The organism is uncultured Amnibacterium sp., assembly GCF_964244015.1.
In the GTDB taxonomy this organism is placed as follows: Bacteria; Actinomycetota; Actinomycetes; order Actinomycetales; family Microbacteriaceae; genus Amnibacterium.
Window position 1 is genome coordinate 1 of record NZ_CAXTHO010000088.1, and the last position, 12,623, is coordinate 12,623.

13 protein-coding genes are annotated in these 12,623 nt (G+C 72.0%); 8 read left to right on the top strand and 5 right to left on the bottom strand.

What is annotated here, in order from left to right:
- From ACFE67_RS10555 to ACFE67_RS10575, 5 genes are all read left to right on the top strand, one after another.
- Positions 1-554: bifunctional 4-hydroxy-2-oxoglutarate aldolase/2-dehydro-3-deoxy-phosphogluconate aldolase (locus tag ACFE67_RS10555; protein ID WP_375406834.1), on the top strand; the 554-nt coding region annotated here is incomplete at its 5' end.
- A complete protein-coding gene (locus ACFE67_RS10560) occupies positions 551-1,519 on the top strand; it encodes a sugar kinase (RefSeq protein WP_375406835.1) in 969 nt (322 codons plus the stop codon). The genes ACFE67_RS10555 and ACFE67_RS10560, both read left to right, overlap by 4 nt.
- Before the next feature lie 57 nt (positions 1,520-1,576).
- A complete protein-coding gene (locus tag ACFE67_RS10565; RefSeq protein WP_375406836.1) occupies positions 1,577-2,596 on the top strand; it encodes a carbohydrate ABC transporter permease in 1,020 nt (339 codons plus the stop codon).
- Entirely contained in the window at positions 2,593-3,477 is an 885-nt protein-coding gene (locus ACFE67_RS10570) for a carbohydrate ABC transporter permease (RefSeq protein ID WP_375406837.1), read from the top strand. The genes ACFE67_RS10565 and ACFE67_RS10570 overlap by 4 nt, the downstream gene beginning before the upstream one ends.
- Before the next feature lie 6 nt (positions 3,478-3,483).
- Complete coding sequence (locus ACFE67_RS10575) at positions 3,484-4,521, top strand: zinc-binding dehydrogenase (RefSeq protein WP_375406838.1); 1,038 nt, start codon at positions 3,484-3,486, stop codon at positions 4,519-4,521.
- Positions 4,522-4,545: 24 nt separating this feature from the next.
- Here ACFE67_RS10575 and ACFE67_RS10580 read toward each other — a convergent pair whose 3' ends face one another.
- From ACFE67_RS10580 to ACFE67_RS10590, 3 genes are read right to left on the bottom strand one after another with little or no spacing between them, the layout of a single operon-like run.
- Positions 4,546-7,005 (bottom strand): glycoside hydrolase family 3 protein, encoded by a 2,460-nt coding sequence (locus tag ACFE67_RS10580; protein WP_375406846.1) that lies wholly within the window; start codon positions 7,003-7,005, stop codon positions 4,546-4,548.
- A 37-nt stretch (positions 7,006-7,042) separates the two neighbouring features.
- Positions 7,043-7,375, bottom strand: a complete 333-nt coding sequence (locus ACFE67_RS10585) for a DMT family transporter (protein WP_375406839.1) — start codon at positions 7,373-7,375, stop codon at positions 7,043-7,045.
- A gap of 19 nt (positions 7,376-7,394) precedes the next feature.
- Positions 7,395-7,811 carry a DMT family transporter gene (locus tag ACFE67_RS10590; protein WP_375406840.1) on the bottom strand — a complete coding sequence of 139 codons (417 nt, stop codon included), beginning with the start codon at positions 7,809-7,811 and terminating at the stop codon, positions 7,395-7,397.
- A gap of 381 nt (positions 7,812-8,192) precedes the next feature.
- Here ACFE67_RS10590 and ACFE67_RS10595 point away from each other — a divergent pair, with 381 nt between their 5' ends.
- Complete coding sequence (locus tag ACFE67_RS10595) at positions 8,193-9,569, top strand: protein kinase (protein ID WP_375406841.1); 1,377 nt, start codon at positions 8,193-8,195, stop codon at positions 9,567-9,569.
- Between the two features lie 139 nt (positions 9,570-9,708).
- On the opposite strand, the gene ACFE67_RS10600 is transcribed toward ACFE67_RS10595, so the two are convergent.
- Both ACFE67_RS10600 and ACFE67_RS10605 read right to left on the bottom strand, forming a co-directional pair.
- Entirely contained in the window at positions 9,709-9,882 is a 174-nt protein-coding gene (locus tag ACFE67_RS10600; protein ID WP_375406842.1) for a CsbD family protein, read from the bottom strand.
- Between the two features lie 155 nt (positions 9,883-10,037).
- Positions 10,038-11,198, bottom strand: coding sequence for an NAD-dependent formate dehydrogenase (locus ACFE67_RS10605; RefSeq protein ID WP_375406843.1), 1,161 nt, complete (start codon positions 11,196-11,198; stop codon positions 10,038-10,040).
- Between the two features lie 178 nt (positions 11,199-11,376).
- Between ACFE67_RS10605 and ACFE67_RS10610 the strand changes: the two genes are divergently transcribed.
- On the top strand, positions 11,377-12,150 hold the full coding sequence (locus ACFE67_RS10610; RefSeq protein ID WP_375406844.1) for a class I SAM-dependent methyltransferase: 774 nt from the start codon (positions 11,377-11,379) through the stop codon (positions 12,148-12,150).
- Positions 12,147-12,623: pyridoxal 5'-phosphate synthase (locus ACFE67_RS10615; protein WP_375406845.1), on the top strand; the 477-nt coding region annotated here is incomplete at its 3' end. The genes ACFE67_RS10610 and ACFE67_RS10615, both read left to right, overlap by 4 nt.

The following is a 12,623-nucleotide window of genomic DNA, read 5'->3' on the forward strand; positions in this document are numbered from 1 at the left end:
TGCTCGTGGCGGAGGGCATCACCGCCATCGAGCTCACCCTGACCACCCCCGGGACCACGGAGGCGCTGCCCCGGCTCGCCGAGCGGTACGCCGGGCGGGCCGAGGTCGGCGTCGGCACGGTCGTGTCGGTCGAGCAGGCCGTCGCCGTGCTCGGTGCGGGTGCGGCGTTCGTCGTGACGCCGATCGTGCAGCCCGAGGTCGTCGCGGTGGTCCGGGAGGCGGGCGTGCCCGTGTTCCCGGGCGCGATGTCGCCCACCGAGGTCGCGACGGCCTGGGCGGCCGGGGCGTCCGCGGTGAAGATCTTCCCGGCCTCGACCGTGGGCACTGGGCACCTGCGAGCGCTGCACGGCCCCTTCCCGGAGCTGTCGTTCATCCCCTCCGGCGGCGTGGCGGTGGACGACATCGGCACCTGGCTGCACGCGGGTGCGACGGCCGTCAGCCTGGGGGGCGAGCTGCTGGGCGACGCCCTGCGCGGCGGCGACCTCGCCCTGCTGCGGGACCGCGCCAGCCGCTGTCGGCGGCTCCTCGACGAGCACGGGACGAGCCTGCCGTGAGCGTGAGCGTGAGCGCGGGTGCCGAGGTCGTCGTGATGGGCGAGACGATGGCGCTGTTCAGCAGCCGATCGGCGGGCGTCCTGCGCTCGGGAGCGAAGGCCGACTTCTCCGTCGGCGGCGCCGAGTCGAACGTCGCGATCGGGCTGGCCAGGCTCGGCGTGCCCGTGGCCTGGATCGGCCGCGTCGGCGTCGATCCCTTCGGCGACGAGATCGTCCGCGTGCTCCGCGGCGAGGGCGTGGAGGTGCTCGCGCGCCGCGACGGGAGCCGGCGCACCGGGCTGATGGTCAAGGAGCGGCGCACCGCCCTGCACCAGCGGGTCGTCTACTACCGGTCGGACAGCGCCGGGTCGGCGCTGTCGCCGGACGACGTCGACGACCGGATCGTCGGCGGAGCACGGGTGCTGCACGTGACCGGGATCACACCGGCGCTCTCCGAGTCGGCCACCGCGGCCGTCGACCACGCGATCGACGCGGCGCGGGCGGCCGGCACGACGGTCAGCCTCGACGTCAACTACCGGTCCGCACTCTGGTCCCGCGACGCCGCGACCGCCGCGCTCACCCGCCTGCTCCCCTCGGTCGACATCCTCTTCGCGGGCCTCGAGGAGGCGGAGCTGCTCACCGGCCGCGCGTCCGGGCCCGAGCAGGCCGCCGCCGACCTCGCCCGGCTCGGCCCCTCCCAGGTCGTCGTGAAGCACGGCGCGACCGGAGCCACCGCCGCGGTCGACGGCGAACCGGCCGTCACCGCATCGCCGCCGGCCGTGCCGGTGGTCGACACCGTCGGTGCGGGGGACGCGTTCGTGGCCGGGTACCTCGCGGCCTACCTGGCCGGCGATTCCGTGCCGAGCAGGCTCGAACTCGGCTGCGCGACCGGCGCCTTCGCGTGCATGGCGGCGGGCGACTGGGAGGGCGCCCCCACCCGCGACGAGCTCGCGCTCCTGCGCTCCTCCGAGCCCGTGCTCCGATGACCGCCGCAGCGCGCCGACCGGACCCGGCACATCCACCCAGCGAACGAAGGACACCTCGTGGCTCCACCGCACACGCCTGACGGCACGCAGCCGGGTCAGGCCTTCCAGGGCGCCGCCTCGTCGACGATGACGAATCCCGCGCCGCCCGCCGCCACCGCGTCGGTCGGCACGGTCGGCGTGCTGCGCCGTGGCCCGAGGGGTCGAAGCGGCGCGCCGACGTCGAAGCCGGCGACGCTGCTGCTGCTGGTCGCGCCCTCCGTCCTGCTGCTCGTCCTGATCAACGGCTATCCGCTCATCTACGGACTGTTCCAGTCGGTCCAGGACGGCACCCTGATCACTGCCGGGTCGTTCGTGGGCCTGGAGAACTACGCGAGCGTGGTGACGCAGCCGCGATTCTGGACCGCGACCGGCTTCACGGTGATCTTCACGATCGTCGCCGTGTTCGGCAGCTGGCTGATCGGACTCGCGCTCGCGCTGCTGCTGCGCCTCGAGGCCCCTGGGTCGGCGGTGTTCAAGGTGCTGCTCATGCTGCCGTGGGTGGTCCCCATCGTCGTGTCCGCCACGGCCTGGAACTGGCTCGTCGCGACACCGCAGAGCCTCATCCCGACGCTGGTCCGCGGTCTCGGATTCGGCAGCCCGCTCTTCCTCGCGGACCCGACGCTCGCGGCGATCCTGGTCTGCATCTTCAAGGTGTGGGTGAGCTTCCCGTTCATGATGCTGATGACATCCTCGGCACTCGCGGCGGTCGATCCCTCCATCTACGAGGCGTCCTCCATGGACGGCGCGACGCGGTGGCAGCAGCTCACCCAGATCACGCTGCCGGTGATCGCCCGGTCGACCTACATCAGCTGGATCCTGATGACGATCTTCAGCGTCAACGACTTCCCCACGATCTTCCTGCTGACCGGCGGCGGCCCGGTCAGCGCGACGACCTCGCTGATCGTCCTCGCCTACCGCACGGTCTTCCAGGACTTCCAGACCGGGCCCGGCGTCGCGATCGCCTTCATGATGACGGTGGTCCTGGTCATCATCTCGGTCGGCCTCTTCCGCCAGATCCGAAAGGTGGACATCGAATGACGACCCTCGACCAGAGCAGTGAGGCGAGGCCGGTCAGCAGCACCAGGGCGAAGACGCGGCGGCGACCCGCCGGTCGAGGGAGCCGGCGGTGGGGCACCTCCGCCGCGCTCCTGATCATCACCGTCATCGTGCTGATCCCGCTCGGCGTGATCCTGCTGCTGTCGGTGCAGCCGAGTTCGTCGTCGAGCACGACGAGCGCCTTCACGCTGGAGAACTTCGCGTTCGTCTTCGGGCAGACGGACGTGCTGCGCTGGCTCGGCAACAGCCTCGGCGTGACCCTCGCCACGGTGGTCGTCTCGGTGATCGTCGCGGCCCCCGCCGGGTACGTGCTGTCCAGGGGCCGGAGCCGAGCCGTGCAGGGCTACTCGCTGCTGCTGTTCGTGGTGCAGTCGCTGCCGATCATCACCTCGATCATCCCGCTCTTCATCCTCTTTGCCCAGTTCGGGCTCTCCGACAGCCTCGTCGGCCTGACGGTCGTCTACGTCGGGAGCACCGTCGCGGTCGCGACCTGGATGATGGCCGCCTACATCGACACCATCCCGATCACGCTCGAGGAGGCGTCGTGGGTGGACGGCGCATCGATGTTCGGCTCGTTCCTGCGGATCGTGATGCGCAACTCCCTCCCCGGGGTGCTCTCGACCGCGATCTTCTCCTTCCTGCTGGCGTGGAACGACTTCCTGGTCGCGCTGATCTTCCTGCGCAGCTCGGAGCACTTCACGCTGCCGATCGGCCTCGAGACGTTCTTCCAGCAGAACTCGGCGAACTGGGGAGCGATCATGGCGGTCTCCGTGGTGATGCTGCTGCCGCCGGCGATCCTGTTCGCGACGCTGAACCGCTACTTCAGCGTCGGCGGCATCGGAGGCTCGCTTGCCGGCAGGTGAGCCGGCATGAGGGTCGCGCGCTGGGCCGGGGCGGGCACGATCCGGGTGGAGGACGCACCGCTGCCCGTGCCGCGCGCCGACGAGGCGCTCGTGCGGGTGGCGTGGACCGGCCTGTGCGGCAGCGATCTGGAGGAGTTCCGGCACGGGCCGGTCGTGGCACGGCCGGGTGTCGTGCTCGGCCACGAGATCGTGGGCACGGTGAGCCGGGCGGCCGGCGACGGGTCGGGGCCGGCGGTCGGCGCCCGCGTGGTCGTGGACGTCGTGACGGGCTGCGGACGCTGCTTCTGGTGCGAGCGGCACGAGGAGGGGCTGTGCCCCGACCTGGTCGTCACCGGGCAGCACGTCGACGGCGGCCTCGCCGAGTACGTCGTCGGGCGCGCCTCCCGCCTGATCGTCGTCCCGGACTCGCTGCCGCTGCGGCACGCGGCGCTCGCCGAACCCGCGGCGGTGGCGGTGCGCGCGGGACGGAAGCTCGGCTCCATGCTGGGACGGTGCGCCGTGGTGGTCGGCGGCGGCACGGTCGGGCTGCTGGTCGCGCAGGTTCTGCGGCAGGCCGGCGCCGACCGCGTGACGGTCGTGGAACCGAGCCCGGAGCGGCGCCGGATCGCCGCGAGTCTCGGTCTCGACGCCGTCTGGGAGCCCGACGCGGCGACGCGGGCCCGCACGGTCGCCGAGCGGTTCCCGGAGCGCGGCGCCGACGTGGTCGTGGAGTGCTCGGGTGCCGGCGGGGCGGCGCGGGAGGCGGTCCGGCTGGTCCGGGCGGGCGGGACGGCCGTGCTGCTCGGCGTGCCCGCCGCGGACGAGCCGTTCGACGGACTCGACCTGGTCGTGCGGGAGAAGACGGTGGTCGGCTCGGCCGCCCACATGTGGGACGACGACGTCGCCGTGGCCGTCGGCCTCCTCGCCGCAGGGGCGATCGAGGTCGCCCCGCTGATCTCGCAGCTCGTGGCGCTGGAGGAGGCGCCGCGAGCGTTCGAGCTGCTGGCCGGCGCGGAGGCGGGCGTCGTCAAGATCCTCGTCCGCTGCGGCGACGACGACGCCTGACCGCGGCTGCGCAGTCGGGTCAGGTCAGGTCAGCAGCTCGTCCCGGTCGACGGTCACCGTTCCGGCGGGTCCGAGTGCTGCGGCGGTGGCGCCGATCAGCAGTTCGTAGTCGCCGGCCTCCAGGCGCCACCCGTCCTCCCAGTACGCCAGCGCTCGCCGGGACACCTCGACCGTCACCCGCGTGCCGCTGCCTGCCGCCGCCCGCACGAGCGCGTATCCGACGAGCCACAGCGCGGGCCGGTCGACCACGGACTCCTGGCGGCGGGCGTAGACCTGCACGACGTGCTTGCCGGGCCGCGCACCGGTGTTGCGCACGGTGGCGGTGACCGTCGCGATGCCGTCGTGGAAGCCGGTGACCGTCGGCGCATCGATCGCCCACGTCGTGTAGCCGAGGCCGTGCCCGAACGGATACGCCGGTGCCACGTCGGTGCGGGCCCACGCGCGGTAGCCGATGTGAATGCCCTCGTCGTACCGGACGACGCCGTCGACGGGCTGCACGTCCGTCACGGGAGCGTCGGCGAGCCGTGCCGGCCAGGTGGTCGGCAGTCTGCCTCCGGGTTCGACGGCGCCGACGAGCACGTCCGCGAGGGCGGTGCCGTACTCCTGACCGCCGAACCACGTCAGCAGCACGGCCGCCACGTCGTCCCGCCACGGCATCTCGACGGGGGCGCCCGCGTTCACGACGACGACGGTCCGCGGGTTCGCCGCGGCGACGGCGGCGACCAGCTCGTCCTGCCGGCCGGGCAGGCGGAGGTCGGTGCGATCGAACCCCTCGCACTCGCTCGTGAAGCCGGTCGCGACGATCACGATCGCGATCTCGGCCGCCTCCGCCGCCTGCACGGCCTCGGCGATCAGCGCCCGGTCCTCCTCCTCGGTCCGCGGGGCCGGGAGGATGCCGAACGTCACGGCGAGCGAGTTCGGGACACCGTCGATGATGGTGCCGGGGACGAACTCGTATCGCAGCTCGAGCGCCACCCCGGCGCGCACCGGGTGCGGCGTCGTGATCGAGCGGGCCGCGAAGAAGTCCTGGATCTGGTCCGGGTCCTCCTCGATCGTCGCCTCCAGCACGAGCGCTCCGTCGATGAACAGCCGCCCGGTGCCCGGCGACGCGAACCCGAACCGCAGCTCGCCGTCCCGCTCCGGCGTGTACCGGGTGCGGAACCCGACCGAGGCGCGCACCCGCGGATCGTCCTCGCGGCCGTAGTCGAGGATGAAGCCCGCGAACCGGTCCTCGGCGTACAGCTCGGTGCCGTCGGCCCCGTAGGAGGTGTAGCGGGCGCCCGGCCCGCCGGTGACGGGGTTGGTCATCCGTGCTGGGTCCAGAGGGGCGAAGTGGTCCTGCGTGACGGCGCCGACCCGGAGGTCGAGGACCGCCTCCGGCAGCGCCCGACGGATGCCGTCGACCGGCGTGATCTCGTAGTGCGGGATGACGGTGGCGCTGCCGCCGCCCTGGACCCGCGGCCGCTCGGCGTGCTCGCCGATCACCGCGACGCGGCGGACCGATGCGGCCTGCAGCGGCAGGACGCCGGTGTTGGCGACGAGCACCATCCCCTCCGCCGCCACCCTGCGCGCGAACGCGCCCGCGTCGACGGCCTCGGGGACCACGGACGGCCCGAACCCCTCCAGGGCCCCGACGCGGGCGGCGAGGCGGAGGATGCGCCGCACCTTCTCGTCGAGGGCCGGCATCGGGACGTCGCCGTCGCGCACCGCGGTGACCAGCCGGTCCGACCAGGCCGCCGCCGGGCCGGGCATCGCGAGATGCTGCTGCTGCCGGGCGCTCTCGAGGCTGCGCACCGCGGTCCAGTCGCTGACGACCACGCCGTCGAAGCCCCACGTCGTCGTCAGCGGGTCCGTGAGCAGGGGGCTCTCGGTCGCGGTCGTCCCGTTGACGGCGTTGTACGCGCTCAGCACCAGCCAGGCGCCCGCCTCCGTCACCGCCCGCTCGAAGGCCAGCAGGTAGAGCTCGCGGAGGGCCCGGTCCCCCACCTGCACGTCGACCGCGAACCGGTCGGTCTCGAAGTCGTTGGCGACGAAGTGCTTGATCGCCGCCCCGACGCCCTGCGCCTGCACGCCGGCCACGTACGCGGCGGCGAGGTCGGCGGTGAGTCGCGGGTCCTCGCTGAACGCCTCGAAGTGCCGGCCGCCGAGCGGGGAGCGGTGCAGGTTCACCGTCGGTCCGAGCACGACGTCGACGCCCTTCGCGCGCGCCTCGCCGGCGACGACCGTCCCGTACTCGCGCGCCAGCTCGAGGTCCCAGCTCGCCGCGAGCGCCGTCGCGGACGGGAGGCACGCGGACGGCAGGCGCTCGTCCCAGAGCGCTCCCCGCACGCCGCTCGGGCCGTCCGAGAGCACGATGGATCGGAGCCCGATGCCCGGCACGGCGGCGGTCCCCCAGGCGCTCCCTCCCGAGACCAGCGCCACCTTCTCCTCCACGGTCATCCGGTCGGCGAGGTCCTCCGGCGAGGGCGGGACGGGGGCGTTCATGTCGGGCACGTCGGCGTCCTTCGCTGGTGTTCGTGGCTCAGTGCGTGACGGTGGAGGTGCCGAGCTCGACGAGCAGGACGCCGATGCCGATCAGCACCAGACCGAGGCCCATCGTGCGGTTCAGCGGATCGCGGAACAGGACCCGCCCGAAGATCGCGGTCAGCGCGATCCCGGTGGCGGCCCAGACGCCGTAGGCCACCCCGACCGGCAGTCCCTCCCGCAGCGCGAGGGCGAGGAAGTAGAACGATGCGACGTAGCCGACCAGGATGGGCACGGCCCACCGCTTGTCCCTGAGGCCCTTCGAGGCGCTGAGGCACAGTGTCGCGGTGACCTCGACGACGATCGCGGCGGCGAGGAACAGCCAGCTCATGGCAGAACCATCGGAGCGGTCACGGGAGCGCGCCCTTCGATTCCCGTCGGGCGCGCTCGGCGCCGAGCTCGACGGTGAGGACGCCGGCCACGATGCAGGCGAGGCCGACGCCCATCAGCGGCGTGAGCGCCTCCCCGAAGATCACGGTGGACAGCAGCGACGTCAGCGCGACCCCGATCGCGCCCCAGATGCCGTAGGTCACCCCGACCGGGAGGCCGAGACGCAGGCAGACGGCGAGCAGCACGAACCCCGCGATGTAGCCGGGCACGACCACCAGCATCCACAGCGGATCGGTGAGCGCGGCCTTCAACGCCAGGGTCGCGGCGACCTCGGAAACGATCGCAGCGCTCAGCGCCAAAACCGGTCGGAGTCGTGAGGATTTCGGCCGGGAGCCGGATTCCGCGGCAGGACCGGCGTCGGGTCGGGGGTCGGTCATCGGGCTCCTCACCGCTCGGCTCGCTCTCTGAGCAGGGTACCGATGGACGAGGGGGCTGGGGCCGTTCCGGGCCCCCACACCGTGGTCGCGCTGTGCACGTGCATCTGATCGACGCCTGGACAGGACAGCGTCTATTCGCGTCGGGGGCGCGTGCGGATCGCCTGAATTCCTGCCGCTCGGCTGAAGCCTGCGACCGGAAGTCGATTCCGAATGCACTTCTCGACTTCCGCTACCCCATTTGCGTATCGGTGCTACCCGAATTGCGAACGGTGCGACTCGAGCCGAATTCCTCGCGCGGCCTGCGCTTACCGTGGGGGTATCAAGTCAGGTGGGACGGCACGGTCTGCTGCGGCGCTGCTCGACGGAACGGAGTGACCACCGATGGTGGACGTAGGTGCACCGATCGCGCTGCCCGCCGTGCTGCAGGCCCGCTACAGGATCGGACCCGAGGTCGGGCGCGGTGGGGCCTCCACGGTCTACCGGGCACGCGACCTCCTGATCGGCCGGGACGTCGCGATCAAGGTCTTCCGCACCCGGGTCAGAACGGCTGACGACCTCCGATCGCAGGAGGGCGAGGCCCGCATGCTCGGTGGTCTGAACCACCCGGCGCTGGTCTCCCTGCTGGATGCCGGAATGGACCTGACGGATGCGACGGCTCCGCAGATGTACCTGATCATGGAGTTCGTCGACGGGCCGGATCTGCGACGGCGGCTCCGAGAGGGCCCCCTCACCGCGTTCGAGGTCGCCTATCTCGCCTGGGACCTCCTCGCCGCCCTGCAGTACGTGCATGAACGCGGGATCATCCACCGCGACCTCAAGCCCGCGAACGTGCTCCTCGCTCCCGCGGAGGCGAGGCCTTCCCGGGGGAAGCTCGCGGACTTCGGCATCGCCGTGCTGAACGCCGCAGCGGACGAACCCAGCGAGGAGACCACGGGCACCGCCGCCTACCTGAGCCCCGAGCAGGTCGAGGGACGCCCGCTGGGATCCGAGACGGACATCTACTCACTCGGCCTCGTCCTCCTCGAGGCCTACACCGGACGAACGGCGTTCCCCGGCGGCGTCGTCGAATCGGCGTTCGCCCGGCTCGAGGAGGATCCGGAGGTCCCGTCCGACATGCCGACCGAGCTCGCCGCGGTCCTGCGACGGATGACCGCCCGGCAGCCGCTCGACCGCCCGAGTGCTCGGGAAGCCGTCACCGACTTCCGCGAGATCATCGTCCACGAGCTCGGCGGGGAGCGGCCGACGGCGCCGGACCCCGAGGCCGCTCGGCTCGCCGCGGTCCGGGACTCCCACCTGCTCGACAGCCCGCCGGACCTCGAGTTCGACCGGCTCACCGCGATCGCAGCACGGATCTTCGACGTCCCCGTCGCGGTCATCACCGTCGTCGGTGAGGACCGGGTCTGGCTGAAGTCCCGCCACGGCATGGACGTCGCCGAGGTCGAGCGGCGTCAGGGTCTCGGTGCGACCGGTGCGCTGCACGATCAGACCCTGATCGTCGAGGACGTGACCACCGACCCTCGAATCACGTTCACCCCGGGTGCGGAGGCATCGCCATTCCGCTTCTATGCCGGGGTGCCGCTGATCACGGCGGACGGCCACAACCTCGGGTCGTTCGCCGTCGCCGATGCCCGGCCCCGCACCATGACGCCTGCCCAGATAGAGACCCTCGAGGATCTCGCGGCGATGGTGCTGCATGAGATCGAACTCCGCAGCGCCGTCCGCCGCGTCGCCCTGGGTCGGTTCCGCCAGGAGGGCTGATCGCGCCTCACCCGCTCGAGCACATCGGCTTTCCGGCGGACGAAGCGGTGGCGCTCCATCCCGCTCCGCGGACTGCGGAGGGCGCGGTGAACGCCGCTGGTCGAGCACCGGTCCGCTCGGACCGGTGCTCGAAGCCGGGTCAGCTGTTCGCAGCGTCCTTGGATTCCTCGATGTTCTGGCGGTCCTCGCCCATCGACTGGTCCTTCTGGCCCTGTGCGGTCAGTTCCGCGTCGTCGGTGCGCTTGCCGACCGTCTCCTCAGCCTTGCCAGCGACCTGCTGGATGACATCCTTCGCCTTATCGCCTGCAGACATCTCGCTCCTCCTCGACCGTGGTCACCGGTGTTCCGGCTCTCGCACAGTAGGTGGACGGGCTGGATGAGCCTGAGATCCCACTGCTGGTTCCCTGGGTGCGAAGAGGCCACGGCGCCGATGCGGGAGGGCGCCCTCCGGCGCCGGAGCAGGACGCCTCAGCTCGGCTTGGCGTAGGAGCGCGCCCCGGTGCCGGCGTAGGCGCCGCCGGCCACGATCGTGTACTCGTCACGGAGCGGGCGGCCGGCGAAGAACGCCTCGAGGATCTCGCGGGTGCCCGCCGCGTACTTCGCCTGCGACGGGAGGGAGGTGCCGGAGGTGTGCGGCGTCATCCCGTGGTGCGGCATCGTGCGCCACGGGTGGTCGGCCGGCGCCGGCTGCGGGTACCAGACGTCACCGGCGTACCCGGCGAGCTGCCCGCTCTCCAGTGCGCGCACGATCGCGTCGCGGTCGGCGATCGCGCCTCTGGCCGGGTTGACGATGTAGGAGCCGCGGCGCATGGTGCCCAGCAGCTCGTCGTTCAGGATCCCGCGCGTCTCGTCCGTGAGCGGCGCGTGGACCGTGAGCACGTCGATCTCGCGGACGAGCTCCTCGATGGACTCGTGGAAGGTGAGTCCCAGCGACTGCTCCACGTCGTCGGGCAGCCGGAACCGGTCCGTGTAGTGCAGCGTGACGCCGAACGGCGCGAGCCGTTCGAGGACCGCGCGGCCGATCCGGCCGGCCGCGAGCACGCCGACGTCCATGCCCTCGAGGTCGTAGGAACGCTGCACCGCGTCCGCGATGTTCCAGCCGCCGTCGACCACGATCCCCACCTGCGGGAGGTAGTCGCGGACCAGTGCGAGGACCTGCATGACCGTGTGCTCGGCGACCGCGATGCTGTTGCTGTAGGTGACCTCGGCGACCGTGATGCCCTTCTCGATCGCGGTCGCGAGGTCGACGTGGTCGCTGCCGATCCCCGCGGTGATCGCGAGCTGCAGCTTCGCGGCCTTCTCGAGCCGCTCGGGGGTGAGGTAGGCGGGCCAGAACGGCTGCGAGATCACCACGTCCGCGTCCGGCAGCTCCCGCTCGAACTCCGAGTCGGGCCCCTCCTTGTCGCTCGTCACGACGAAGGTGTGGCCGGCGTCCTCCAGGAACCTCCGCAGACCCAGCTCCCCCGAGACGCACCCGAGCAGCTCGCCGGGCGTGAAGTCGATCGCCGCCGGAGTCGGCAGGGTCTGTCCGTTCGGATACCGCTCGAGCTTCGGGAGCCCGTCCCGTGCTAGTACCGGCGGGTACCCGTCGACCGGATCGGGGTAGAGCACGCACAGGACCTTGGCCATCGGAACCTCCATCGGTGCGCCGTCGCGCCGCTCGAACCGTACGTCCGTCGACCTGGGTAACGGTAGGCGGATCGAGGAGCTCCTCGTCGAACGCGGCAGGTCTGTGCCGTGACGGGCCCTGTCGCTGCCCGCTGGGAGGATCGTTCTCGACAGCACCACGAGGCCGATGGGAGGGGTGATGGCTCGGACGACCGATGGCAGCGCCGGAGACGCCGACTACAGCAGCATCGGGACCGGCTACGCCGCCTACCGCCGGCCGGATCCGCGACTCATGGCCGCGATCGTCGCGGCCATCGAGCCCGCGCGCACCCTGATCAACGTGGGCGCAGGCGCAGGCTCGTACGAACCCGTGGACCTCGACGTGACGCCTGTGGAGCCGAGCGCGTCGATGCGGGCGCAGCGACCTCCATCGCTCGCCCAAGCGATCGAAGGGACGGCGGAGGATCTGCCGTTCGCGGATCGGCGATTCGACGCGGCGCTCGCGTCCTTCACGGTGCACCAGTGGACCGACCTGACAGCGGGTCTGCGCGAGCTCCGACGGGTGACGCGGGGCCCTGTCGTCGTGCTCACCTGCGATCCCGCAGCCCTCGACCGGTTCTGGCTGAACGAGTACGCACCGGAGGTGACCGCGACGGAAGCACGGCGGTACCCGGCCCCGGACACGATCGGGTCGATCCTCGGCGGGGAGGTCTCGATCACGGCGGTGCCGATCCCACTCGACTGCACCGATGGATTCACCGAGGCCTACTACGGCCGGCCGGAGGCACTGCTCGACCCCGGCGCCAGAAGGGCCAACTCGGCCTGGAGCTTCGTGGGCCCCGACGTGGCGGAGCGCTTCGAGACGGACCTCCGGAACGACCTCGAGTCCGGCGCTTGGGACGAGAAGCACGGCCACCTGCGGTCCCAGGCCATCTTCGACGGCTCCCTCCGACTGATCGTCGCCCTGCCGTGAACTCCGACGAGCGTGGCGCAGAGGTCTCGGCCCTCCTCGCGGGGCTCTCGAGTCTCGCCGGTCGCGGCCCGGACTTCGATGTCGACGCAGCCCCTGCCACGCCGGGTGAGCTGTTCGAGGACTGGTTCCACACCGCGGTGCGGACCGGTACCCCCGAGCCGCACGCAATGACGCTGTCCACGCTCGACGACCGGGGTGCCCCCGACGCCCGCGTGCTCATCCTGAAAGCCTTCGACCGCTCCGGTCGGTGGGCGTTCGCCAGCAGCGCTGCCAGCACGAAGGGGCAGCAGCTGGGCACCCACCCGGTCGCGGCGCTGACCTTCTACTGGCCGTCCCTGGCCAGGTCCGTCCGGATCCGCGGTCCCGTCGCGCCCGACACCGACGAGGCCAGTGCCGCCGACTTCCGCGAGCGGAGCATCGGCGCACGCGCGATCGCGCTGTCGGGACGACAGAGCGCGACGCTGGACGACGCG

Excerpts from the sequence above, each read along its gene's own strand:
- ACFE67_RS10575 (WP_375406838.1), top strand. The coding sequence starts at position 3,484 with ATGAGGGTCGCGCGCTGGGCCGGGGCGGGCACGATCCGGGTGGAGGAC.
- ACFE67_RS10570 (WP_375406837.1), top strand. The coding sequence starts at position 2,593 with ATGACGACCCTCGACCAGAGCAGTGAGGCGAGGCCGGTCAGCAGCACC.
- ACFE67_RS10580 (WP_375406846.1), bottom strand. The coding sequence starts at position 7,005 with ATGAACGCCCCCGTCCCGCCCTCGCCGGAGGACCTCGCCGACCGGATG.
- ACFE67_RS10595 (WP_375406841.1), top strand. The coding sequence starts at position 8,193 with ATGGTGGACGTAGGTGCACCGATCGCGCTGCCCGCCGTGCTGCAGGCC.
- ACFE67_RS10585 (WP_375406839.1), bottom strand. The coding sequence starts at position 7,375 with ATGAGCTGGCTGTTCCTCGCCGCCGCGATCGTCGTCGAGGTCACCGCG.
- ACFE67_RS10610 (WP_375406844.1), top strand. The coding sequence starts at position 11,377 with ATGGCTCGGACGACCGATGGCAGCGCCGGAGACGCCGACTACAGCAGC.
- ACFE67_RS10605 (WP_375406843.1), bottom strand. The coding sequence starts at position 11,198 with ATGGCCAAGGTCCTGTGCGTGCTCTACCCCGATCCGGTCGACGGGTAC.
- ACFE67_RS10600 (WP_375406842.1), bottom strand. The coding sequence starts at position 9,882 with ATGTCTGCAGGCGATAAGGCGAAGGATGTCATCCAGCAGGTCGCTGGC.
- ACFE67_RS10590 (WP_375406840.1), bottom strand. The coding sequence starts at position 7,811 with ATGACCGACCCCCGACCCGACGCCGGTCCTGCCGCGGAATCCGGCTCC.